Annotated in this window: 21 protein-coding genes; 14 read left to right on the forward strand and 7 right to left on the reverse strand. The window is 72.3% G+C overall.

Translation table 11 applies throughout. The annotated features are described in order from the left end of the window. Window positions 1-12: 12 nt before the first annotated feature. The 4 genes from ACFYTT_RS11805 (at window position 13) to serA (ending at window position 5424) form a co-directional block, all read left to right on the forward strand. Window positions 13-1884 carry an acetolactate synthase large subunit gene (locus ACFYTT_RS11805; RefSeq protein WP_387258874.1) on the forward strand — a complete coding sequence of 624 codons (1872 nt, stop codon included), beginning with the start codon at window positions 13-15 and terminating at the stop codon, window positions 1882-1884. Further along, on the forward strand, window positions 1884-2399 hold the full coding sequence (gene ilvN, locus ACFYTT_RS11810) for an acetolactate synthase small subunit (protein ID WP_131052035.1): 516 nt from the start codon (window positions 1884-1886) through the stop codon (window positions 2397-2399). Before ACFYTT_RS11805 ends, ilvN begins: the two co-directional genes overlap by 1 nt. A 118-nt stretch (window positions 2400-2517) precedes the next feature. Continuing rightward, a complete protein-coding gene (gene ilvC, locus ACFYTT_RS11815; protein WP_131052036.1) occupies window positions 2518-3531 on the forward strand; it encodes a ketol-acid reductoisomerase in 1014 nt (337 codons plus the stop codon). Window positions 3532-3825: 294 nt separating this feature from the next. Next, a complete protein-coding gene (gene serA, locus ACFYTT_RS11820) occupies window positions 3826-5424 on the forward strand; it encodes a phosphoglycerate dehydrogenase (protein ID WP_131052037.1) in 1599 nt (532 codons plus the stop codon). 105 nt (window positions 5425-5529) lie between these two features. On the opposite strand, the gene ACFYTT_RS11825 is transcribed toward serA, so the two are convergent. Further along, window positions 5530-5892 carry a hypothetical protein gene (locus ACFYTT_RS11825; RefSeq protein WP_131052038.1) on the reverse strand — a complete coding sequence of 121 codons (363 nt, stop codon included), beginning with the start codon at window positions 5890-5892 and terminating at the stop codon, window positions 5530-5532. A gap of 335 nt (window positions 5893-6227) precedes the next feature. Further along, the gene (locus tag ACFYTT_RS11830) at window positions 6228-7073 is read right to left on the reverse strand and encodes an FAD:protein FMN transferase (protein WP_387259722.1); all 846 of its coding nucleotides are present in this window, start codon (window positions 7071-7073) and stop codon (window positions 6228-6230) included. Window positions 7074-7289: 216 nt separating this feature from the next. Between ACFYTT_RS11830 and ACFYTT_RS11835 the strand changes: the two genes are divergently transcribed. Together ACFYTT_RS11835 and ACFYTT_RS11840 are read left to right on the forward strand one after the other, a co-directional pair. After that, the gene (locus ACFYTT_RS11835; RefSeq protein ID WP_131053244.1) at window positions 7290-8321 is read left to right on the forward strand and encodes a 3-isopropylmalate dehydrogenase; all 1032 of its coding nucleotides are present in this window, start codon (window positions 7290-7292) and stop codon (window positions 8319-8321) included. 242 nt (window positions 8322-8563) lie between these two features. Next, complete coding sequence (locus ACFYTT_RS11840; protein WP_131053243.1) at window positions 8564-9661, forward strand: branched-chain amino acid aminotransferase; 1098 nt, start codon at window positions 8564-8566, stop codon at window positions 9659-9661. A 136-nt stretch (window positions 9662-9797) separates the two neighbouring features. On the opposite strand, the gene ACFYTT_RS11845 is transcribed toward ACFYTT_RS11840, so the two are convergent. Both ACFYTT_RS11845 and ACFYTT_RS11850 read right to left on the reverse strand, forming a co-directional pair. After that, the gene (locus tag ACFYTT_RS11845) at window positions 9798-10535 is read right to left on the reverse strand and encodes a tyrosine-protein phosphatase (protein ID WP_387258877.1); all 738 of its coding nucleotides are present in this window, start codon (window positions 10533-10535) and stop codon (window positions 9798-9800) included. Window positions 10536-10608: 73 nt separating this feature from the next. Further along, a complete protein-coding gene (locus ACFYTT_RS11850; RefSeq protein ID WP_387258879.1) occupies window positions 10609-11121 on the reverse strand; it encodes a PRC-barrel domain-containing protein in 513 nt (170 codons plus the stop codon). A gap of 307 nt (window positions 11122-11428) precedes the next feature. Between ACFYTT_RS11850 and cimA the strand changes: the two genes are divergently transcribed. Then, window positions 11429-13012, forward strand: coding sequence for a citramalate synthase (gene cimA / locus ACFYTT_RS11855; protein WP_131053241.1), 1584 nt, complete (start codon window positions 11429-11431; stop codon window positions 13010-13012). Window positions 13013-13143: 131 nt separating this feature from the next. Here the strand turns inward: cimA and ACFYTT_RS11860 are convergent, their stop codons facing one another. Continuing rightward, window positions 13144-14136 carry an endonuclease/exonuclease/phosphatase family protein gene (locus tag ACFYTT_RS11860; protein WP_387258881.1) on the reverse strand — a complete coding sequence of 331 codons (993 nt, stop codon included), beginning with the start codon at window positions 14134-14136 and terminating at the stop codon, window positions 13144-13146. Window positions 14137-14512: 376 nt separating this feature from the next. Between ACFYTT_RS11860 and ACFYTT_RS11865 the strand changes: the two genes are divergently transcribed. The 7 genes from ACFYTT_RS11865 (at window position 14513) to arfB (ending at window position 19970) form a co-directional block, all read left to right on the forward strand. Continuing rightward, window positions 14513-15007 carry a hypothetical protein gene (locus tag ACFYTT_RS11865; RefSeq protein WP_131053240.1) on the forward strand — a complete coding sequence of 165 codons (495 nt, stop codon included), beginning with the start codon at window positions 14513-14515 and terminating at the stop codon, window positions 15005-15007. A gap of 191 nt (window positions 15008-15198) precedes the next feature. Next, window positions 15199-16251, forward strand: a complete 1053-nt coding sequence (locus tag ACFYTT_RS11870) for a MoxR family ATPase (RefSeq protein WP_131053239.1) — start codon at window positions 15199-15201, stop codon at window positions 16249-16251. Continuing rightward, a complete protein-coding gene (locus ACFYTT_RS11875; protein WP_131053238.1) occupies window positions 16251-17267 on the forward strand; it encodes a DUF58 domain-containing protein in 1017 nt (338 codons plus the stop codon). Before ACFYTT_RS11870 ends, ACFYTT_RS11875 begins: the two co-directional genes overlap by 1 nt. After that, a complete protein-coding gene (locus ACFYTT_RS11880) occupies window positions 17264-18223 on the forward strand; it encodes a VWA domain-containing protein (protein WP_131053237.1) in 960 nt (319 codons plus the stop codon). Before ACFYTT_RS11875 ends, ACFYTT_RS11880 begins: the two co-directional genes overlap by 4 nt. A 53-nt stretch (window positions 18224-18276) precedes the next feature. Beyond that, window positions 18277-19131 carry a S1C family serine protease gene (locus ACFYTT_RS11885; protein WP_131053236.1) on the forward strand — a complete coding sequence of 285 codons (855 nt, stop codon included), beginning with the start codon at window positions 18277-18279 and terminating at the stop codon, window positions 19129-19131. Window positions 19132-19241: 110 nt separating this feature from the next. Beyond that, window positions 19242-19478 carry a hypothetical protein gene (locus ACFYTT_RS11890; protein WP_176092937.1) on the forward strand — a complete coding sequence of 79 codons (237 nt, stop codon included), beginning with the start codon at window positions 19242-19244 and terminating at the stop codon, window positions 19476-19478. Between the two features lie 66 nt (window positions 19479-19544). Further along, window positions 19545-19970 carry an alternative ribosome rescue aminoacyl-tRNA hydrolase ArfB gene (gene arfB / locus ACFYTT_RS11895; RefSeq protein WP_387258884.1) on the forward strand — a complete coding sequence of 142 codons (426 nt, stop codon included), beginning with the start codon at window positions 19545-19547 and terminating at the stop codon, window positions 19968-19970. 85 nt (window positions 19971-20055) lie between these two features. Here arfB and ACFYTT_RS11900 read toward each other — a convergent pair whose 3' ends face one another. Together ACFYTT_RS11900 and ACFYTT_RS11905 are read right to left on the reverse strand one after the other, a co-directional pair. Next, complete coding sequence (locus ACFYTT_RS11900; protein WP_387258886.1) at window positions 20056-20922, reverse strand: 3-methyladenine DNA glycosylase; 867 nt, start codon at window positions 20920-20922, stop codon at window positions 20056-20058. A gap of 33 nt (window positions 20923-20955) precedes the next feature. After that, window positions 20956-22239 (reverse strand): hypothetical protein, encoded by a 1284-nt coding sequence (locus ACFYTT_RS11905; RefSeq protein ID WP_176092939.1) that lies wholly within the window; start codon window positions 22237-22239, stop codon window positions 20956-20958. Window positions 22240-22400: the final 161 nt, after the last annotated feature.

Raw genomic sequence — 22400 nt, forward strand, 5'->3', positions numbered from 1 at the left:
AGGCAAACCGCCATGACGAGACCCACGCCAGAGACCCTCGCCCACTCCGCCCGGCGGGCCCGTAGCGCCGCCGAGACCACCGACGCCGCCCGCGCCGCCGCCCCCACCCCGGCGGTACGCCCCACCCAGGCCCAGGCCCAGGCCGAGGTCTCGGGCGCCGGTTCGCTGGTGCGTTCCCTTGAGGCGCTCGGCGTCGACGTCGTCTTCGGTATCCCGGGTGGCGCGATCCTTCCGGCGTACGACCCGCTCTACGACTCGACCGTCCGGCACATCCTGGTCCGGCACGAGCAGGGCGCCGGGCACGCGGCCACCGGCTACGCGCAGGCCACCGGCCGGGTCGGGGTGTGCATCGCCACCTCCGGGCCGGGCGCGACGAACCTGGTCACCCCGATCGCCGACGCGTACATGGACTCGGTGCCGCTGGTGGCGATCACCGGTCAGGTGGCGCGGCCCTCGATCGGCACGGACGCCTTCCAGGAGGCGGACATCCAGGGCATCACGCTGCCGGTGACCAAGCACAACTTCCTGGTGCAGAACGCCACCGAGATCCCTCGGGTGCTGGCCGAGGCGTTCCACCTGGCCTCGACCGGTCGTCCCGGGCCGGTGCTGGTGGACATCCCCAAGGACGTGCTCCAGGCGCCGACCACCTTCGCCTGGCCGCCCACCCTGGACCTGCCCGGCTACCGGCCCACCCTGCACCCGCACGGCAAGCAGATCCGGGAGGCGGCCCGGCTGATGAGCAACGCCCGTCGCCCGGTGCTCTACGTCGGCGGCGGTGTGCTCAAGGCCGGCGCCACCGAGGGCCTGCGCAAGCTGGCCGAGCTGACCGGCATCCCGGTGATCACCACGCTGATGGCGTTGGGCGCCTTCCCCGACTCGCACCGGCAGCACCTGGGCATGCCCGGCATGCACGGCACCGTCGCCGCCGTCTACGGCCTGCAGAAGGCCGACCTGATCGTGGCGTTGGGCGCCCGGTTCGACGACCGGGTCACCGGCAAGCTGGACTCGTTCGCCCCGGACGCCGCCGTGGTGCACGCCGACATCGACCCGGCCGAGATCGGCAAGAACCGGCACGCGGACGTGCCGATCGTGGGCGACGCCCGGCACGTCATCGACGAGCTGCTGGCGGCGGTCAACGCCGAGCGGGCCGCGGGCCGTGGCACCGACCTCACCGACTGGTGGGCGCAGCTCGACGACCTGCGTGAGCGGTACCCGCTGGGCTACGAGGAGCCCGGCGACGGCACCCTCTCCCCGCAGTACGTGATCAAGCGGCTGGGGGAGATCGTCGGGCCGGACGCGATCTACGTCGCCGGGGTCGGCCAGCACCAGATGTGGGCCTCCCAGTTCATCTCGTACGAGAAGCCGCAGACCTGGCTGAACTCCGGCGGTCTCGGGACCATGGGGTACGCGGTGCCGGCGGCGATGGGCGCCAAGGTCGGCATGCCGGAGACGGTGGTCTGGGCGATCGACGGCGACGGCTGCTTCCAGATGACCAACCAGGAGCTGGCCACCTGTGCCCTGGAGGGCATCCCGGTCAAGATCGCCGTGATCAACAACGGCAACCTCGGCATGGTCCGCCAGTGGCAGACGCTGTTCTACGGCGAGCGGTACTCCAACACCGACCTCGGCACCCACAAGCACCGCATCCCGGACTTCGTCAAGCTCGCCGAGGCGCTGGGCTGCATCGGGCTGCGGTGCGAGAACGCCGAGGACGTCGACAAGACCATCGAGGCCGCTATGGCCATCAACGACGCGCCCGTGGTGATCGACTTCGTGGTCGGCAAGGACGCCATGGTCTGGCCGATGGTCGCTGCCGGCACCAGCAACGACGAGATCATGTTCGCCCGTGGCGTCCGCCCGACCTTCGACGAGGATGACATCTGATGACCATGCATACTCTCTCCGTGTTGGTGGAGAACAAGCCGGGTGTGCTGGCCCGCGTCTCCGGGCTGTTCTCCCGTCGCGGGTTCAACATCGACAGTCTCGCCGTCGGTGAGACCGAGAACCCGGACGTCTCCCGGATCACCATCGTGGTCAACGCCGAGTCGTCCCCGCTGGAGCAGGTCACCAAGCAGCTCAACAAGCTGGTCAACGTGCTCAAGATCGTCGAGTTGGACCCGTCGACCTCGGTGGCGCGCGAGCTGCTGCTGGTGAAGGTGCGCGCGGACCGCAACGCCCGCGCCCAGGTCCTGGAGACGGTCAACCTGTTCCGGGCCCGGGTGGTCGACGTGGCCTCCGACACGCTCACCATCGAGGCCACCGGCACCCCGGACAAGCTCGACGCGCTGCTGCGCGACCTCGAACCCTTCGGGATCAAGGAGATGGTGCAGTCGGGTCTGGTGGCGATCGGCCGCGGTTCGCGCGCCATCACCGCCGGCCCCGCGCTGCGGGCCGCCTGACCCGAGACCGCGGCCCGTCGCGCGGGCCGTCCGAACCGAACCGCCGGCCCGGCTCCTCCGGCCGCGGCAACCACGAAGCCACGACGGGCCACTGCGGCCGCCGTACGAAAGGGAAGTCATGAGCGTTGAGGTGTACTACGACGACGACGCCGACCTGGGCCTGATCCAGTCGAAGAAGGTCGCCGTGATCGGGTACGGCAGCCAGGGCCACGCCCACGCGTTGTCGCTGCGCGACTCGGGTGTCGACGTGGTGGTCGGTCTGAAGGAGGGCTCGAAGAGCCGGGCCAAGGCGGAGGAGCAGGGCCTGCGGGTGCTCACCCCGGCCGAGGCGGCCGCCGAGGCCGACGTGATCATGGTGCTGGCGCCGGACACCGCGCAGCGTCACATCTACGCCGAGTCGATCGCGCCGAACCTCAGCGCCGGCAAGGCGCTGTTCTTCGGGCACGGCTTCAACATCCGGTACGGCCTGATCACGCCGCCGGCCGAGGTGGACGTGGCGATGGTCGCCCCGAAGGGCCCCGGTCACCTGGTCCGCCGGCAGTACTCCGACGGCAAGGGTGTGCCCTGTCTGGTCGCCGTCGAGCAGGACGCCAGTGGCAGCGCGCTCGCGCTGGCCCTGTCGTACGCCAAGGGCATCGGTGGCACCCGGGCGGGCGCCATCAAGACCTCCTTCAAGGAGGAGACCGAGACCGACCTCTTCGGCGAGCAGGCGGTCCTCTGCGGCGGTGCCGCGGCGCTGGTGCAGACCGGTTTCGAGGTGCTCACCGAGGCCGGGTACGCCCCCGAGGTGGCCTACTTCGAGTGCCTGCACGAGCTGAAGCTCATCGTCGACCTGATGTACGAGGGCGGCATCGCCCGGATGCGGTACAGCGTCTCCGACACCGCCGAGTACGGCGACCTGTCCCGGGGCCCGCGCGTCATCGACGGCCGGGTCAAGGAGGAGATGCGCAAGATCCTCGGTGAGATCCAGAACGGCGAGTTCGCCCGCGAGTGGGTCGCCGAGGACGAGGCCGGCCGCCCCAACTTCGGCAAGTGGCAGGCGGAGGGCGCGGCGCACCCGATCGAGGAGACCGGCGCCAAGCTGCGCGGCATGATGAGCTGGGTCGACCGGCCGATCACCGAGACGGCCTGAGACCTCGGCCACCTGAGAGCACTCTCACCGACGGCACCCGGTCCCGACGTTCTCCCCGACGTCGGGACCGGGTGCCGTGCTGTTCACCGAGGTGGCTAACGATCGTTAACACGCACGTCACGTCCGGTTTGTGAGGGCACTCACCCCGTAGTCCGGGGCACGCCGGCCTACCCGCCCCCTACGATCGCGGGTAGGTGCTCCAGGCGGCACCTGACGGCCATGGCCCCGCCCGCGCCGGGCGCAGCGCAGCGTCCCCGCACCGGCCGACCGCTCTGACGACATCTACGAGGACCAATGACTCCTGTCGTACTGATCGCCGAAGAACTCGCCCCCGCCGCCATCGAGGTGCTCGCCCACGACTTCGACGTCCGGCACGTCGACGGCACCGACCGCCCGGCTCTGCTCTCGGCGCTCTCCGAGGCCCACGCCGTCATCGTCCGCAGTGCCACCCAGATCGACGCCGAGGCGATCGCCGCCGCTCCGCGACTCAAGGTCGTGGCCCGCGCCGGGGTGGGTCTGGACAACGTCGAGGTGCCCGCCGCCACCGCGCGGGGTGTCATGGTCGTCAACGCCCCCACCTCGAACATCGTCTCCGCTGCCGAGCAGGCCGTCGCCCTGCTGCTCGCGGTCGCCCGCAACACCGCCAGCGCCAGCGCCGCGCTCAAGGCGGGGGAGTGGAAGCGGTCCAAGTACACCGGTGTGGAGATGCAGGGCAAGACCGTCGGCGTGGTGGGCCTGGGCCGCATCGGCGTGCTGTTCGCGCAGCGCATCGCGGCGTTCGGCACCCGGCTGATCGCGTACGACCCGTACATCCAGCCGGCCCGCGCCGCGCAGCTCGGCGTACGCCTGGTCGGGCTGGAGGAGTTGCTGCGGGAGAGCGACTTCATCTCCATCCACCTGCCGAAGACCCCGGAGACCGTGGGCCTGATCGGTGAGAAGGAGCTGTCCATCGTCAAGCCGGGCGTGCGGATCGTCAACGCCGCCCGGGGCGGCCTGGTCGACGAGCAGGCGCTGGCCGACGCGCTGGCCGAGGGCCGCGTCGCGGGTGCCGGTGTGGACGTGTACGCCAAGGAGCCGTGCACCTCCTCGCCGCTGTTCGCCCTCGACAACGTGGTGGCCACCCCGCACCTGGGCGCCTCCACCGCCGAGGCGCAGGACAAGGCCGGTCTGGCCGTGGCCAAGAGCGTCAAGCTGGCCCTGCAGGGCGAGTTCGTGCCGGACGCGGTCAACGTGCAGGCCGGCGGTGTGGTCGCCGAGGACGTACGCCCGCTGCTGCCGCTGGCCGAGAAGCTCGGCCGGGCCTTCACCGCGGTCGCCGGTGGGATCGCCGCCAGCGTCACCGTCGAGGTGCGCGGCGAGATCGTCGACCACGACGTCACCGTGCTCAAGCTCGCCGCCACCAAGGGGCTGTTCAGCTCGGTGGTGGAGGAGCAGGTCACCTACGTCAACGCGCCGCACCTGGCCGCCCAGCGTGGTGTGGAGGTGTCGCTGACCACCCAGACCGACACCGTCGAGTACCCCGTCCTGGTCACCGTGCGCGGCGCGCTGCCCGACGGCCGTACGGTGAGCGTCTCCGGCACGGTGACCCACGCGGGCACCCGGGACATCATCAAGCTGACCGAGGTGGACGGCTTCGACGTGGAGATCGGTGCGGAGGGCATCCTGCTGTTCCTCCGCTACGCCGACCGCCCGGGCGTGGTCGGCACCGTCGGCACGCTGCTCGGTGAGGCCGGCATCAACATCGCCGCGATGCAGGTGGCCCGTCGGGAGGCCGGCGGCGAGACGCTGATGACCCTCACCGTCGACCAGGCGCTCGGTGCCGAGCTGCTCACCTCGGCCGCCGACTCGATCGGCGCGACCTCGGCCAGCGCGGCGGACCTGCGCGACGAGTAGTCCACACACGACCGACAGGGGCCCGGCCGTCGGCCGGGCCCCTCGTCGTGTCGCCGTCGCCGGCACGGACCGACAGGGTGTCGGCACACGGCCGGGCGGGGCGGGTCAGCCGGGCAGGCGGACGGTGGTCGGCGGCGGGTAGACCGAGCCGTCCTGCGCGTCGAACAGCATCAGCCGGTACTCGCCGGCCAGCCGCTCGATGTCCAGCAGCACCTGGTCGGGGCAGCCCGGGTCCAGGTTCATCTCCACGTGGTCGGCCGCCGCGTGCAGCGGCATCACCGCCCAGGGCGTCGGTCGGCCGGTCGGCCGGTCCGGGTAGCTGGCGGTGATCGCCCGATAGAAGGCCACCACCCGTGGGTCCGGTTGGCGTTCGCCGTGCCGGCCGCTCCGGCACTGCTGCACCGCCGCTCGTACGTCCTCGGGCGTCGCCCCGTCCGGCAGGGCCCACACGCTCAGATCGAAACTCACGGCGGACAGCGTGCCATCCGATGTGCACGTTGTCGAAAACGGGCCGGTTGCGAAACGATTCAGCGTGCCGCTGGAACCATTCCAGACGCTCCCCTGTGGAGCCCTTGCCGCGAATCACGTCAATTCGATAGCGTACGTGTGCGGTCACCGGCCGAGTTCGTGGCAGCGGCCCGTCTTCGGGTGGCGAGGTCGACGTCCGGCCGACCGGCCCGCACCCCTCGATTGCGTGAGCCATGCGCATTCGTCGCCGACCGGCCTCCACGGTCGTTGCCGCGGCTGTGGAGGCCGATCGCTGTCACCACCCAAATTCGACACCCGCTTCGGGCCCGCCTCGATCAGCGCCGGGCGGCGAACAACGCGTGGTAGTCCGAATCACCACGGAACCAGGACAGTCCGGCCGACCCGGCGGCGTATAGGGCGGTGGCGTACGCGTCGGCCACCGACAGGTCGGGACCGACCACCGTGGCGGCGACCAGTTCGTCGGCGGGTCCACCGGTGTGCGGATCCACCACGTGCCCCTGCCGTCCGGTCACCCCGGAGGTGCCGATCGCGCCCGCCGTCATCTCCAGCACCAGCGGTTCCCGGCGCCGGTCGGTCGGGTGGTGCACCGCGATCCGCCACGGCCCACCGTGTGCGGCGTTGCCGCGTACCACCAGGTCGGCGCCGGCGAGCACGGCGTAGTCGTGGATGCCGGCGGCGCGCAGCCGGGCCGCGGCCCGTTCGACCGCCCAGCCGCCGAGCAGGCCGCCCGGGTCGAATCCGCCGGGCACCGCCCAGGCGTCGAACCAGCCGTCCGTCGCCGCCCGCATGGCGGCGCAGCGGTCGACCAGCTCCGCCAGCGGCGGGTACGACTCGGCGCTGATCTCGCCCCGACGCAGCCGGGACACCAGACTCCCCGGCCGGTTCGGGCCGTAGGTCAGGTCGATGGCCCGCAGTTCGGCGACCGCGTCCCGCAGCGCCTCGCCGACTCCCCGGCGGCCCAGCCACTCCGGCGCGTTCAGCATCAGGCGGTACTGCGCGGTCGAGGTGCGGACCGTGTGTGTGACGGCGATCCGGTCACCGGCCACCGTGCCGGTGCGGTCCGGCTTCGGGTCACGGGTGCCCAGTCGCAGGTCGGGCCGGCGGTAGCGGAAGACCGCCGGGTCGATCCAGCGGGTCCGTGGCTGCTCGTCGGTCCACATCGTGTCCGCCCCCTCCTCGACGGTCGCCGCGCCGTTACGCCGACCGTCCGGGCTCGGTGGCCCGTTGGAGATCACCGTAGGCAGCGGACATGACGGCCCCATGAATGCCTCCTGGGAAGCTGCTGTGCGTCAGCGATTTCCCGAAGAATGGAACACTCGTACCGGGAGGCGGGACGGCAGCGTACCGTCGAGCCGATACGAGCGAAGGAGCTGACGGTGGCACGGATCGCGGTGGTGGCCGGGGACGGGATCGGACCCGAGGTGGTCGCGGAGGCCCGCAAGGTCATCGACGCGGTACTCCCCGGAGTCGAGGCGACCGAGTACGACCTCGGCGCGGCACGTTACCACCGCACCGGCGAGGTGCTGCCCGACTCGGTGCTGGCCGAGCTGGCCGAGCACGACGCGATCCTGCTCGGCGCGGTCGGCGACCCGACCGTCCCGCCCGGCGTGTTGGAGCGGGGCCTGCTGCTCAAGCTGCGGTTCGCCTTCGACCAGTACGTCAACCTCCGCCCGTCGCGCCTCTGGCCGGGCGTGGCCAGCCCGCTGGCCACCGTCAAGTCCGGCGAGGTGGACCTGGTGGTCGTCCGTGAGGGCACCGAGGGTCTCTACGCCGGTGCCGGCGGCGCGCTGCACCGGGGCACCCCGGCGGAGATCGCCACCGAGGAGAGCCTGAACACCCGGCACGGGGTGGAACGGGTGGTCCGGGACGCCTTCGCCCGCGCCCGTCGGCGCGAGCGGCGCAAGGTGACCCTGGTGCACAAGACCAACGTGCTCACCCACGCCGGCTCGTTGTGGGCCCGCACCTTCGAGGCGGTGGCCGCCGAGCACCCGGACGTCACCACCGAGTACCAGCACGTCGACGCCGCCGCCATGTTCCTGGTCACCCAGCCCCAGCGGTACGACGTGGTGGTCACCGACAACCTCTTCGGCGACATCCTCACCGACATCGCCGCCGCGGTCACCGGCGGGATCGGCCTGGCCGCCAGCGGCAGCATCAACCCGGACGGGACATTCCCGTCGATGTTCGAGCCGGTGCACGGCTCCGCGCCGGACATCGCCGGCCGTGGCGTGGCCGACCCGGTCGCCGCCGTACTCTCCGCTGCCCTGCTGCTCGACCAGCTCGGGCACGCCGACGCCGCCGCCCGGATCACCGCCGCGGTCAGCGCGGAGCTGGCCGCCCGTGGCCCGGACGTAGCCCTGCGCACGGCCGAGGTGGGCGACCGGATCGCCGCGCAGGTAACCGCCTGAGGCTGCCACGCCCTCGCCGGTGACCCCGGTGACGAGGGTTCGTCGTGTGCTCCGGGCGATCCCCCGGACCTCGGCTCCGCCCTGCCTCGATCACGCACGTTCCGTGGGCTCCGTACCGGTTGTCGGCTTGCTACCCGCCGGTCGACCTACCCGCTGAACGACCGTTCGGGGTAAGTTTCTGGCACAAAAGTTTCCGGCATGCGGTCGGCGCATGTCGTCGTCCCCCCAGGGAGGTCAGCGCAATGAGCGGTGGTGACAAGCTCGACTTCGAGATCCGTCCGAATCCCGCGCCGGTATCCGCCGCCGATCGGGCCGCGCTGCTGGCCAACCCGGGATTCGGTCGGGTGTTCACCGATCACATGATCACTGTCCGTTACGCCGAGGGCAAGGGCTGGTACGACGCCCGGGTCGAGGCGCGCGGGCCGATCCCGATGGATCCCGCCAGCGCGGTGCTGCACTACGCGCAGGAGATCTTCGAGGGGATGAAGGCGTACCGCGCCACGGACGGCGGGGTCACCATGTTCCGCCCGTACGCCAACGCGGCCCGGTTCAACGTCTCGGCCACCCGGATGGCGATGCCGACGCTGCCCGAGGAGACCTTCGTCGACTCGCTGCACCGGCTGATCGAGATCGACCGCGAGTGGATTCCGGAGGGCGAGGACGGCAGCCTCTATCTGCGGCCGTTCATGTTCGCCAGCGAGGTCTTCCTCGGTGTGCGGCCCGCCAACGAGTACCTCTACTCGGTGATCGCCTCGCCGGTGGGGGCGTACTTCTCCGGTGGGGTCAAGCCGGTGACGGTCTGGGTCTCGCCCGACTACACCCGGGCCGGGCCCGGTGGCACCGGCGCGGCCAAGTGCGGCGGCAACTACGCCGCCTCGCTGGCCGCCCAGGCGCAGGCCATCGAGCACGGCTGTGACCAGGTGGTCTTCCTGGACGCGGTGGAGCGCAAGTACGTCGACGAGTTGGGCGGCATGAACGTCTTCTTCGTCTACGACGACGGCTCGATCGCCACCCCGCCGCTGACCGGCACCATCCTGCCCGGCATCACCCGGGAATCGGTGATCATGCTGGCCGAGGCGGCCGGACACCGGGTCGAGGAGCGTCCGGTGACCTTCGACGAGTGGCGGGCCGACGCCGCCAGCGGCCGACTGCGCGAGGTCTTCGCCTGCGGTACGGCTGCGGTGATCACGCCGATCGGCGTGGTGCGCTTCCCCGAGGGGGAGTTCGCCGTCGGTGGCGGCGAGCCGGGCACGGTGACGATGGGCCTGCGTCAGCAGCTCGTCGACATCCAGCGAGGCAAGGGCGCCGACCCGTCCGGCTGGGTCCACCGCGTGCTCTGAGATGCAAGGAAGGGTCCCCTGCTAACGCCTACGGCATAGCAGGGGACCCTTCCTCACATCCCGACGGCGCGACGTCCTCCGCACGGCGAGGGCGCGTCCTCGACAGGGTGAGCGGGTCGTCGAGGTGCGCGGCAGGCTAGGCGAGCAGGTGGGTGCGCAGGGCGGTGAGCTGCTCGTCGGTGACCCCGGCGTGCCGCAGGTAGCCCTCGACCGAGCCGTGGCCCGCGCGGATCTCGGTGAGGAAGAGCAGCATCGCCTCGGACGGCGAGGACAGGAACGGCGCCGGCAGCGGCGCGGCGTCGGGCAGGGTGGCGGCGACCCACGCGCTGAACCGTTGCGAGGCCTCGGTGCTCAGCGCGTAGTCCGACGCGATCTCCTCGTCGTCGACGCCGAGCACGGCGAGGGTCAGCCCGCAGACGATCCCGGTGCGGTCCTTGCCGGCCACGCAGTGCACCACCACCGGGCTGTTCGCCGCGTCGGCGATCAGCCCGATCGCCTCGGCCAGCCCGGCGGTGCCGGTACGGGCCAGGTCGGCGTACCGGTCGGCGAGGTAGCGGGCCAGGTCGGTGTGGGACTCGTCCAGCCCGGCCCACTCCGCGTGCTCGGGATGGATGTTGCGGTAGGTCAACCCGTCGAAGTCGGGGACCCGGCCGTCGCGTTCGACCTCGTGCGGCCGCCGCAGGTCGATGACGGTGCGGACACCGAGCGCCGCGAAGGCGTCCCGGTCGCCGTCGTCGATGCGGTGCAGCGAGTCGGAGCGGTAGAGCCGGCCGGTGCGTACGGTGCGACCGTCGTGTCCCCGATAACCGCCGACGTCTCGGAAGTTGAACGTGGTGGTGAACGGGATCCTGCGGTTGACCTCGATGGCGTCCACCCCTGTCACGGTAGACGGCCGGCGGGCGGATGCCCACCGGCCGTCAGGGCCGTACGCCCACGCGGGGGAGTCGTCAGCGGGGAGCGCCGGGCGGAGTGGCGGCGTACGTGTCGTTGTAGTAGCCGCCGAGCTTGTCGCGGTACGCCGGGTCGGTGGCCGTCTCGTCGTACTCCGGAGCGGCCTTGATCTGGTCCTTCTCGCGGTCGACGTAGACCTTCTGCTCCTCGTGGTCGACGTGGTTGACGGTGCCGGCGGGCAGCATGACCTTCTTGCCGAAGATCCACGGCCCGGTGTCGACGACCAGGTAGCTCGCGTTGACCTCGGCGCTGTCGCTGTCGATCTTGCCGATCGACCCGTCGGTGGCCTCGACCTTGTAGCCGACCAGGTTGGCGCCGGCCACCCCGGCCTCGTCCCGGTAGCTCCACGGGTCGAAGGCACCGGCGGGGGCGCCGCCGGGCACCGTCCCCTGGTCGCCCTGGATGGCGACGTCCTCGCTCGACACCGCGCGCAGCGTCGGGTCGGACGGGGTGCCGTGCAGCGCCGGGTCGGGCGTGGCGTGCGTGCTGTCCGGGTTGAGCCTGTCCATGGGATCTCTCCTGCCCCGACTGTGACCAGCCGTCTCGGAGGAAGTGGTTCGCTGTCCCGGAGACACGTACCCGGGGCGACGTCTCCTACACCCGTTGCGGGGAATCCACCTCGATGTCCGTCCCGACATGTGGATTGTTTCTCCCACGGGCTGTCCGAGAGTGGCAGAGTACCCACCGTGACCAGCACCGCCCTCATTATTGGCAACTAGCGCGCCGGCTCTCCCTCCGCCGAGCGCGCAGACCTCCCGCATCCGCGGGGGGTCTTTTTGTTGCGTCGGCCGGTGCCTGTACGAAGGGATCTCCCCCATGACGTTCCAGGTCTACGACACCACCCTGCGCGACGGTGCCCAGCGCGAGGGGGTCAGCTACTCGGTGGTCGACAAGCTCGCGGTGGCCCGGCTGCTCGACGAGTTCGGCGTCGGCTTCATCGAGGGCGGATGGCCGGGTGCGGTGCCGAAGGACACCGAGTTCTTCCGCCGGGCGCGTACCGAGCTCGACCTGAAGCACGCGGTGCTGGTCGCCTTCGGCGCCACCCGCCGGGCCGGCTCGGTCGCCGCCGACGACCCGCAGGTGCGCGGCCTGCTCGACGCGCAGACCCCGGCGATCGCCCTGGTGGCCAAGGCCGACCTGCGGCACGTCGAGCGGGCGCTGCGTACCACCGCCAAGGAGAACCTGGCGATGATCCACGACACGGTGACCCACCTGGTCGCCGAGGGGCGGCGGGTCTTCGTCGACGGCGAGCACTTCTACGACGGCTACCGCCACGACCCGGCGTACACCGCCACGGTGGTGGAGACGGCGCTGGCGGCCGGGGCGGAGCGGTTCGTGCTCTGCGACACCAACGGCGGGATGCTGCCCTCCTGGGTGACCGCGGCCATCTCCGACCTCACCGACCGGATCGGGGTCGCACCCGAGGTGCTCGGCATGCACGCGCAGAACGACACCGGGTGCGCGGTCGCCAACACCCTCGCCGCCGTCGAGGCGGGCGTCCGGCACGTGCAGGGCACCGCCAACGGGTACGGCGAGCGGCCGGGCAACGCCGACATCTTCGCCGTCGCGGCGAACCTCCAGCTCAAGCTCGGGCTGCCGGTCCTGCCGGAGGGCTGCCTGGAGCAGATGGTGCGGGTCTCCCACGCCATCGCCGAGATCGCCAACATCGCCCCCGACACCCACCAGGCGTATGCCGGGGCCGCCGCCTTCGCTCACAAGGCGGGGCTGCACGCGAGTGCGATCAAGGTGGATCCGCTGCTCTACAACCACGTCGAACCCGAGGTGGTGGGCAACGACATGCGGATCCTGGTCACCGAGATGGCCGGCCGGGCCAGCATCGAGCTCAAGAGTCGTGAGCTGGGGCTGGATCTGGCCGGCCATCCGGAGACGCTGTCCCGGGTCACCAACCGGGTCAAGGAACTGGAGGCCGGTGGCTGGTCGTTCGAGGCCGCCGACGCCTCGTTCGAGCTGCTGGTCCGCTCCGAACTGCCGGACGCGGCACCGGCGCGGCCGTTCGCGCTGGAGTCGTACCGGGTGCTGGTCGAGCACCGCGAGGACGGCGCGGTGGTCTCCGAGGCGACCGTCAAGATCCGGGTACGCGGTGAGCGGGTGATCGCCACGGCGGAGGGCAACGGCCCGGTCAACGCGCTCGACGAGGCGCTGCGCGTCGGCCTCGGACGGCACTACCCGGAGCTGCGCGACTTCGAGCTGGCCGACTACAAGGTCCGCATCCTGGAGGGCAGCCACGGCACCGGCGCGGTCACCCGGGTGCTGGTCGAGACCGCCGACGGCCGGGGCGGTGGCTGGACCACCGTCGGCGTGCACCCCAACGTGGTCGAGGCGAGCTGGCACGCCCTGGTCGACGCGCTGACGTACGGCCTCGACCGGGCCCGCGTGTAACACCGCACCCGGCTGCTCCCGCCCGCACCCCTCGCACGCGCGCGGCGGGCGCGGCCGGGGTGTTAGCAGGGGTCCCCTGCTATCGCCTGGTGCACTAAAAGGGTCCCTTCCTTACACCGGCGGCGTCCGCGTCACGCGGCAGCGGGTGCGGGCAGGTGGAGGTCGGCCAGGACCATCCGGTGGTCGCTGCCGGGTAGCGGATGCACCGTCACGGCGCGTACCGCGATCCGGCGGTCGACCAGCACGTGGTCGATCACGACCGGTGGGATCGGGTCGCCGTCGTACGGTCCCCAGGTGCCGGTGAGCCCGGCGCCGACCGAGGCGGCGGCGTCGGCGTACCCGGTGCGCAGCAGGGCGCGCAACGGACTGTGGTCGAGGGTGGCGTTGAAGTCGCCGGCGAGGACGCTCAGCGGCCCGTCCGGGGTGGCCGCGGGTTGGGCCGCCAGGTCGGCGCGCCAGCCGGGCACCTGGTCCACCGCGTACGGGGCGGCCGGGTGGACCGACTCGACGCGGACGGCAGGCGCCCCGGGCACCGCCACCGTCGCGTACGCCTGGGTGAAGCTCCAGCCGCCACGGAGCTGGCGGACACCACCGTCGCCGATCGGGTGGCGGGCGTAGAGGCCGGAGCCCGGCGTGCCGTCCATCGCGTTGAGCTGCCGGTGGGGGAGCAGGTCCGCCAGGCCCAGTCGGTCCAGGTCGGCCTGCGCCTGCGGGGTGAACTCCTGCATCACCAGCACGTCCACCCGCGCCTCGCGGACCAGCGCGACGACCGCCCGTGGGTCGGCGGCTCCGGCGAGCAGGTTGGCGGTGAGCACGCGCAGCTCCGGTCCGTCGACCGTCGGCTGCGGCGAGGGTAGTGCGCGGGGCACGACCACCGCGAGCAGCACCGCCGTGGTCACCGCCGCGACCACCGCCGGCCAGCGGCGTCGGAGGGCGACCGCGAGCACCAGCGGGACCAGGCTGCCGAGCAGCGCGTACGGCGTGAAGGCCAGCGCCTGCACCAACGGTCCCCGGTCCAGCCCGGCCAGCCGGACGACCGCCCACCCGGCCCCGGGGGCGACGGCGAGCCAGCAGAGCACGGTACGTCCGGAAAACTCCGACGGTCGGCCGAGGAAGATCGCCACAGCAGGCAGGGTAGCTGCCGCCCGCCGACCGGCGGAGATCCATTGCGTACGCGAGCGACCGAACAATTCTCACTCCTCATTCGTGAATGCGCCTCTCACAATTAGTGGTGATGATCCGACATTGCCCCAAAGCGTGAAGGGTTATTGACCGACGGTATTTTCCGGTGTTACGTTCCTGCTGGTCGGGTGGTCGCGATCAGGGAGATTTTCCCAGCTCAGAGCGCATGTCGATCATCGAGTAGAGCCGTTTGCGAGTGCACGAGAAAATGCAGCATCCGGCGTTCGAAGGTCATTGCGGCCCGACGAGGAAAAAGGCAATATCCGCCCCGCGTGTCGCGGGTCGGCGTATCCCCACGGTCACCAAGGGAGACCTGTCATGACCAGATTTTTCCGACGTAAGGCGGCCGCGGTGTCGATCGCGGCCCTGGCCCTGGCCCTCGCCGGCGGTGGTATCGCCGCGGCGAAGCCCACCGTGGCGGGCAACCAGCCCACCGCCCGCGCCACCGCGCAGCAGCCGGCGGTCACCACCGCCTCGATGAACAGCGCCCGGGCCCTGCTGGCCAAGGGTGAGGTCGCCGCGGCCAGCACCTCCGGGTACGCGACGGCGGTCAACGCCAACGGCACCAAGGCCCGCGGCGACGGGGTCGTGATCAAGTACGGCGTCGGCCAGTATGAGGTGCAGTACGGCAGCAACGTCGCCTCGGGCATCTACGTGGCGACGATCGGCCAGGCGGGCTCGTGCTGCGTCCCGCCCGCCGGGGAGGTCTCGGTGGCACCCCGGCTGCTCACCCCGAACGGGGTGTTCATCCAGACGCGCAACTCCGCCGGTGTTGCCGCCGACCTGCCGTTCTTCGTGATCGTGCACCGCTGAGCGTGGCACGTCCACCGGCCCCCACCCGTGCGGTGGGGGCCGGTGGTCGTTGCGTTCCCGGACGACCCACCCGACCGCTTTCGTGCCGTCCGGCCCGGTCCACGCCGTAACGGTGACGCCCGACCCGTCTGGGCCGCCCAGGGCCGGTAATTCCGACGTTTGTCCGAGGCGCCCCTCGGGAAGCAAGCACCGTGACGGACATCTCGGACACCATGGCCAGCCTGCCCAGCCCGGTCGATCCGGACGCGACCGCTGCGGAGCTGGACCAGACGCTCTTCGAGGTCAAACGCGTGATCGTCGGGCAGGATCGGCTCGTCGAGCGCCTGCTCACCGCCCTGATCGCCGACGGGCACTGTCTCCTGGAGGGCGTACCGGGGGTGGCCAAGACGCTCGCCGCGCAGACCCTCGCCACGGTCGTCGGCGGCACCTTCTCCCGGATCCAGTTCACCCCCGACCTCGTCCCGTCGGACATCGTCGGCACCCGCATCTATCGGGCGTCGAAGGAGAGCTTCGACGTCGAACTCGGGCCGATCATGGCGAACCTGGTGCTCGCGGACGAGATCAACCGGGCCCCGGCCAAGGTGCAGTCCGCGCTGCTGGAGGCGATGGCCGAACGCCAGGTCTCGATCGGCGGGCGCAGCTACCGGGTGCCGGAGCCGTTCCTCGTGCTGGCCACCCAGAACCCGATCGAGTCGGAGGGGGTCTACCAGCTCCCCGAGGCACAGCGCGACCGCTTCCTGATGAAGATCCTGGTCGACTACCCGGACGGCGCCGACGAACTGGCCATCCTCTACCGGATGAGCGCCGACCGCCCCCGGGCCCGCCCGGTGCTCGACGCGGACCGGCTGCGCGCGTTCCAACGACAGGCCACGCAGGTCTTCGTGCACCACGCCATCGCCGAGTACGTGGTCCGTCTCATCCTCGCCACCCGGGACCCGGTCCGGTTCGGGCTGCCGGAGATCGCCCCACTGCTGGCGTACGGCGCCAGCCCGCGCGCCACCCTCGGCCTGGTCGCCGCCGCGCGGGCCCGGGCGATGCTGCGCGGCCGGGAGTACGTGCTGCCCGAGGACGTCTGGGACCTCGCGGGCGACGTGCTGTCGCACCGGCTGGTGCTCTCCTTCGACGCGGTCGCCGACGGGGTGACCGCCGAGGCCGTCGTGCGCCGCCTGGTCGAGGTGGTCCCGCCGCCCCGGGTGGCGGCCACCGGTCAACCCGAGTACGCCCCCGACCTGGCCGCCGCCTGATGGCCCGCCGACCCGTGCCGGTGCCCGTACCGGCCGATCCGGTGCTCGCCGACCTCACCCCGGACCAGCGGCTGCGTCGGCTGGAACTGACCGTCACCCGCCGGCTCGACGGGATGCTGCACGGCGAGCACCGGGGCCTGCTGCCCGGCCCGGGCAGCGAACCCGCCGGCAGCCGGGAGTACCGGCCCGGCGAGGACGAGGTGCGCCGGATGGACTGGTCGGTGACCGCCCGGACCACCGTGCCGCACGTCCGGCAGGTGGACGCCGACCGGGAGCTGACCACCTGGCTGCTGGTGGACGCCAGCCCCAGCATGGAGTACGGCACCGCCGAGCTGGACAAGCGGGAACTGGCGGTGGCGGCGGTCGCCACCGTCGGCTTCCTCACCACCGGCCCGGGCAACCGGCTCGGTGCCCAGGTGCTCACCACGTCCGGGTTGCGTCGGATGCCGCCGCGCGGTGGGCGTACCCATCTGCTCGGGTTGTTGCGTGGGCTGCTGGCCGAACCCCGGGTGGGTGGCCACGACGGGCCCGCCGGGCCGCCGCCCGGCGCGGCCGACCTCTCCGACGCGGTGGCGGAGGTGCACCGGGTGGCGCACCGGCGCGGCCTGGTGGTGGTGGTCTCCGACTTCCTCGACGGACTGCCCGACGACCCCCGGTCGCCGGCCACCTGGGAACGCCCGCTACGTCGGCTGGCCGTGCGGCACCAGGTGCTGGCGGTGGAGATCACCGACCCTCGTGAGCTGGAGCTGCCGGACGTCGGCCTGATCACCCTGGCCGACCCGGAGACCGGCGAGCGCCGCGAGGTGTGGACCGGCGACCGGCGGCTGCGCGAGCGGTACGCGGCCGCCGCCGCCGCCCAGCGCGAGCAGGTCCGCGACGCGGTACGCCGATCCGGCGCGACCCACCTGAGCCTGCGCACCGACCGGGACTGGGCGGCCGACATCGTGCGGCACGTCCACGCACAACGTCGCCTGGCCGCCGCCGGAGCCGGACCGAACCGGGGAGGGGCGGCATGATCTGGCAGTCGCCGGTCCGCCTCTGGCTGTTGCTCGGCGTGCTCGCCCTGGCGTTGACCTATCTGGTGGCGCAACGGCGGCGCAGCCGGTACGCGGTCCGCTTCACCAACCTGCGGCTGCTCGACCGGGTGGCGCCCCGGCGGCCGACCTGGCGTCGACACCTGCCGGCCGGGCTCTTCCTGGCCATGCTGGCTCTGCTGGTGGTGGGTTTCGCACGGCCCAGCGCCGAGGTGCGGGTGCCGCGGGAACGGGCCACCGTGATGGTGGCGGTGGACGTGTCCACCTCGATGCTCGCCGGCGACGTGGACCCGGACCGGCTCACCGCGGCCAAGAGCGCCGCCCGGCGGTTCGTCGACAACCTGCCGGACGAGTTCAACGTCGGGTTGGTGGCCTTCGCCGGTAGCGCGGCGGTGCTGGTGCCGCCGAGCACCGACCGGGAGTCCCTGCACGACGGCATCGAGCGCCTCGCCGAGGGGGTGACCGGCGTGCAGGGCACCGCGATCGGCGAGGCGATCAGCACCTCGCTGGGGGCGGTGAAGGCGTTGGACGAGGCTGCCGCGACCCAGCCGCCCCCGGCCCGGATCATCCTGCTCTCCGACGGTGCGAACACCTCGGGCATGGATCCGATGGAGGCCGCCGCCGACGCCGTCGCGGTCGAGGTGCCGGTGCACACGATCTCGTTCGGCACGCTGAGCGGTTTCGTGGACCGGGGCGGTCGGCCGATCCAGGTGCCGGTGGACGGAGAGACGTTGCAGGCCGTCGCCGAAGAGACCGGGGGCGTCTTCCACGAGGCCGCGACGAGCGACGAACTGCGGGCCGTCTACGACGACATCGGCAGCTCGGTGGGCTGGCGAAAGGTGCGGCAGGACGTCTCGTCCCGGTTCATCGGGCTCGGGCTGGTGTTCGCGATGGGTGCGGCGTACGGCTCGATGCGGTGGTTCTCCCGCCTGCCCTGACCCGTCCTGGCGACCGGATCGACCCGGGCCCGCCACACGTGAGGAGCGTACGAATGGCAGTGCAGACCGGACTGGGTGAGCCACGCGGACCCTGGTTCGTCTCGCCCGATCTCCCACCGGACGGGCGGGGTGGACCGGACGGGCCGAGCGGGGACCGGGCGGCCTGGAGTTGGCGCCGTCGACTGCTGGCCGGGCTGGCGGTGGTGACGCTGTCGACGGGGTCGGGGGCGTTGGCCGGTGGCTGGGTGGCCGGTCGCGACGGTGTGCCGGGTCCGGCTGCCGCGTCCGCCGCCCCGGTGCCGGCCGAGCTGGTCACCGCGGCGGAGAAGACCGTGCCCGGGGTCGTGTCGGTGCTGGTGGGCGGCTCCGGTGGCGCCTCGGCGACCGGCTCCGGTTTCGCCGTCGACACCGAGCAGCACATCATCACCAACGACCACATCCTGGCCAAGGGGCGTGGCGAGGTGACCGTCGAGCTGCCGGACGGCCGGCGGTTCGCGGCGGAGGTGGTGGGCCGGGAACCGGGCAGCGATCTCGCCGTGCTCCGGGTGCCGTCCTCCGCCGGGCTGACGGCGTTGCCACTGGCCAAGCCGGGGTCGACCCGGGTGGGCGAACCGGTGCTGGCGGTGGGTTCGCCGCTGGGGCTGCCGGGCACGGTCACGGCGGGGATCGTCAGCGCGCTGGACCGTCAGGTACGCCTCGGTGACAACCGGCACCGGGCGGTGCAGACCGACGCCTCGATCAACCCGGGAAACTCCGGTGGCCCGCTGGTCAACGCCCGGGGCGAGGTGGTCGGTGTGAACACCGCGATCGCCACCATCGACGGCAACGGCTCGATCGGCATCGGGTTCGCCATCCCGATCGAGCAGGTGCAGCAGACCGCCGACACGATCATCGGCAAGGGCGGCTGAAGTCACCCAGAGTCACTGTCCCATTACGGTCGGATGTGTGATCTGTCGGGTTTCTGGCGGTCGAAGATCGGAGAATGGAAATATTACGCTGAGTATGAATACTGGCGTGGGTGGAGCGTCCTCTCATCACGGTCCTCCTGCTGGTGGGCCTCATCATCGGAAGTGGCGTCGGGTCGTCGTACGCGCGGGCCCGGCGCGGCTGGAACGACTATCAGGCGGCGAAGAAGACCGTGCCCGGCGCGCGTCGCGCCGCCTGGCTGCTGATCAAGGTGGTCACCACGAAGGTCGGCGTGATCGCCCTGCTTCTCGTCGGAGCGGTCGCGTTCGCGGCGGTCGGCGGCGACTAGCCGGCCAGGCCGGAGCCGAATCCGAGCAGCGCTCCGAAATAGCCCCCGGCACGCTAGCCTCTGTGCGTGGACGACGGACTGCGGGTGACCGACCGGTGGAGTGTCCCCGCCGCCGAGCTGCGGGAACGGTTCTCCCGGTCGTCCGGGCCCGGCGGCCAGGGGGTCAACACCACCGACTCCCGGGTCGAGCTGAGCTTCGACCTGGCCGGTTCGCCCAGCCTGCCGGAGTCGCTGCGGACGCGGGCGCTGGAGCGGCTCGCCGGCCGGCTGGTCGACGGCGTGCTGACCATCGCCGCCAGCGAGCACCGGGCGCAGATCGCCAACCGCGAGGCGGCTCGGGACCGGCTCGCCGCACTGCTGCGCGAGGCGGTCGCGCCACCGCCTCCGCCGCGTCGGCCGACCCGCCCGTCGCGTGCCGCCAAGGAGCGCCGGCTCGCCGAGAAGAAGCGTCGCTCGCAGCGCAAGCGCGACCGCCGGGCGGACGGCGAGTGACGCCGCTCGCGCATCACGGGACGAGGCTGACGGCGAGCGGGCGACACGGCGCTTCCGGCGCCCGATGACTGTCCGTAGTGGAGCGTCAGGCGGGGATCGCCGCCAGCAACCGGTCGCGCAGCACCCCGGCCTGCTCGGCGAACTCCCGCTGCGCCGTGGCGTACGTGGCCCGCCCCTCCGGGGTCTCCACCCGCACCGGCGGGTAACCGAGCGCCGCCAGGTCGTACGGCGAGGCCCGCATGTCCAGCGTGCGGATCTCCCGGGCCAGCGCGAAGGCGTCGCCGACCAGCTCCGACGGCACCAACGGGGAGAGCTTGTAGGCCCACTTGTACAGGTCCATGTTGGCGTGCAGGCAGCCCGGCTGCTCGTGCTCGTGCTGCGTGTCCCGGGTCGGCCGGAGCACGTTGAGCGGGCGGGCCGGCTCGGTGAAGAACCGGTACGCGTCGAAGTGGCTGCACCGTACGCCGCGCTCCTCGACGACCTCGGCGGTGCGTTCCGGGCTCAGCCGCAGCGGCCACGCGCGGTGCCGGACCTCGTCCTGGTTCTGCCGGTAGACCATCGCCCACTCGTGCATGCCGAAACAGCCCAGGTGGGCGGGGCGTGCGGCGGTCGCCGCCAGCAGGGACCCGATCCAGCGCACCGACTCGCCACGACGGGCCAGGACCGCCCCGGTGTCGAGGACGACGCCGCCGTCGACCACCCGGTGGTCCGGACCGAAGTCGGCGGCGTCCGCCCCGCGCAACAGCACCCCCGCACCCGGCTGCCACCGGCGCAACTGCGCCGGGCGGCACGAGTAGTAGGTGAAGAGGAAGTCCTCCACCGGATGCTTCTCACCTCGCCGGCGGCGCTCCAGGTGCCCGCCGAGCCAGCCGTCCACCCGCTCCTCGTGGGCGCGGCGGCGGGCCTGCCAGTCGGCCGCGTCGAGCACGGCGGGGGCGAGGGCGGCGGTCATCGCCCCAGGGTACGACCGCCGCCCGCCCGTCGGTCAGGGCACGTCCACCCGCACGCCGGCGGAGAAGACACCGCTGCGCAGTTCCAGGTGCCGGGGCGCCTGCGCGCCGTCGACGGTGAAGACCAACGGCAGCACCGTACGACTGCCCGCCGCCACCGGTTCGGCGAAGACGTCCCGCCCCCGGTTGGCCCGCCGGGTGGCCTGCTCGTCGGTGGTCACCCAGTTGCCGTCCGCCAGGTACGCCCGCTGCAACTTGCCGTGCCAGCTCTGGTGCTCCGGCGTGACGTTGCGCACCCCCACGGTCGCCTGGCACTTCCGGGCGCCGCCGCCCGGCTCGCAGGCCATCCGGTAGACGGTGAACTCGAACGAGTCCTCGCGTAGCGGCACGCCCAACCCGCCACTGATGCCGGTGCCCTTCCACGCGCCGCTGGTCGGCTGACTGTCGGTGTCGATCGCGGCGACGCGCCGGGTGGCGGTCCACGCCGCCACGCCGATCGTGACGAGGAGCACCGTCGCGGCCACCGGCACCACCAGCCACACCGGTGGCGTACGACGACGGGCCGGGGGCCGGGGCGCGGCCGGGCGCGGGTAGACCGTCCCCCGTCCCTCCGAGGCCAGCGCGGCGGCGACCGGTCGCGTGCGTCGACGCCAGGTGACGAAGCCGATGAGGCCGAGTACCAGCACCGCGACCGCACCGGCCAGCAGCGCGGGCGCCTGGTGCCGCCAGCCCGACTCCGCCGCACCGGCCGCCGGTGCGTCCGGCGACGTCCAGGTGGCCGACGCACAGTCGTACGGCTGCTGGTCGTCGGTGCCGAAGGCGCAGGCGGGTGTGGTCAGCGGCGCTTGCGTGGAGGCGGCGGCCAGCGTGGTGTCCAGCGTCCGGGCGCTGTGGGGCGGCAGGCTCAGGCGCCAGGTCACCTCGGTCGCCGCCGACCCGTCGGGACGTACCTCCCGGCCGCCGCCGCTGATCGTCGTCGCCGTGGCACCCTGGGGCAACTCCTGGCGCACCGTGGTGGAGACCGGCGCGTCGCCCCGGTTGCGGACCTCGATGCGGTAGCCGGGCGCGGCGGTGTTCTGCGGTCTCACCGCCACGCTGATCTCCGGCTTGGCCGCCGGTGGGGCGACCCGGGTCGGAGTGGGCACCGCCGGCGGTGCCGACGGCATGGTGGGCTCCGGCGTGGCGGCTGCCGCGTGCGGCCGACCGGGCGCCGGGGCGTCCGGAGCGGTTGCCGCCGGTAGGACCGGCAGCGCCGTCAGCAGACCGACGCAGTGCACGATCGCCGCGAGCTTCCTGTGGTGTCGTGTCGATGCAGGCATACGAACGAACCTCCGCAGCCGACGCTAGGGGCGCGCGCACGTCGTGCGGGTACGAAGCGGCGAATCCGGCCCCGACGCTGATCATCGCGGGTAGGCTGCGCCGCCCCCGAGGCGACCGGACCGGATCGGCGGTGCTGGTCCGGTCTGCGACCGGACTAGAT

The sequence above is a fragment of the Micromonospora sp. NPDC003816 genome (genome assembly GCF_042874705.1).
Classification (GTDB): domain Bacteria; phylum Actinomycetota; class Actinomycetes; order Mycobacteriales; family Micromonosporaceae; genus Micromonospora.

Bases quoted from the DNA above. Each gene is read 5' to 3' on its own strand.
- ilvC (WP_131052036.1), top strand. From the start codon at position 2,518: ATGAGCGTTGAGGTGTACTACGACGACGACGCCGACCTGGGCCTGATC.
- ACFYTT_RS11830 (WP_387259722.1), bottom strand. From the start codon at position 7,073: ATGTGGACCGACGAGCAGCCACGGACCCGCTGGATCGACCCGGCGGTC.
- ACFYTT_RS11880 (WP_131053237.1), top strand. From the start codon at position 17,264: ATGATCTGGCAGTCGCCGGTCCGCCTCTGGCTGTTGCTCGGCGTGCTC.
- ACFYTT_RS11805 (WP_387258874.1), top strand. From the start codon at position 13: ATGACGAGACCCACGCCAGAGACCCTCGCCCACTCCGCCCGGCGGGCC.
- ACFYTT_RS11885 (WP_131053236.1), top strand. From the start codon at position 18,277: ATGGCAGTGCAGACCGGACTGGGTGAGCCACGCGGACCCTGGTTCGTC.
- ACFYTT_RS11840 (WP_131053243.1), top strand. From the start codon at position 8,564: ATGAGCGGTGGTGACAAGCTCGACTTCGAGATCCGTCCGAATCCCGCG.
- ACFYTT_RS11850 (WP_387258879.1), bottom strand. From the start codon at position 11,121: ATGGACAGGCTCAACCCGGACAGCACGCACGCCACGCCCGACCCGGCG.
- ilvN (WP_131052035.1), top strand. From the start codon at position 1,884: ATGACCATGCATACTCTCTCCGTGTTGGTGGAGAACAAGCCGGGTGTG.
- ACFYTT_RS11900 (WP_387258886.1), bottom strand. From the start codon at position 20,922: ATGACCGCCGCCCTCGCCCCCGCCGTGCTCGACGCGGCCGACTGGCAG.
- ACFYTT_RS11865 (WP_131053240.1), top strand. From the start codon at position 14,513: ATGACCAGATTTTTCCGACGTAAGGCGGCCGCGGTGTCGATCGCGGCC.
- serA (WP_131052037.1), top strand. From the start codon at position 3,826: ATGACTCCTGTCGTACTGATCGCCGAAGAACTCGCCCCCGCCGCCATC.
- ACFYTT_RS11905 (WP_176092939.1), bottom strand. From the start codon at position 22,239: ATGCCTGCATCGACACGACACCACAGGAAGCTCGCGGCGATCGTGCAC.
- ACFYTT_RS11875 (WP_131053238.1), top strand. From the start codon at position 16,251: ATGGCCCGCCGACCCGTGCCGGTGCCCGTACCGGCCGATCCGGTGCTC.
- cimA (WP_131053241.1), top strand. From the start codon at position 11,429: ATGACGTTCCAGGTCTACGACACCACCCTGCGCGACGGTGCCCAGCGC.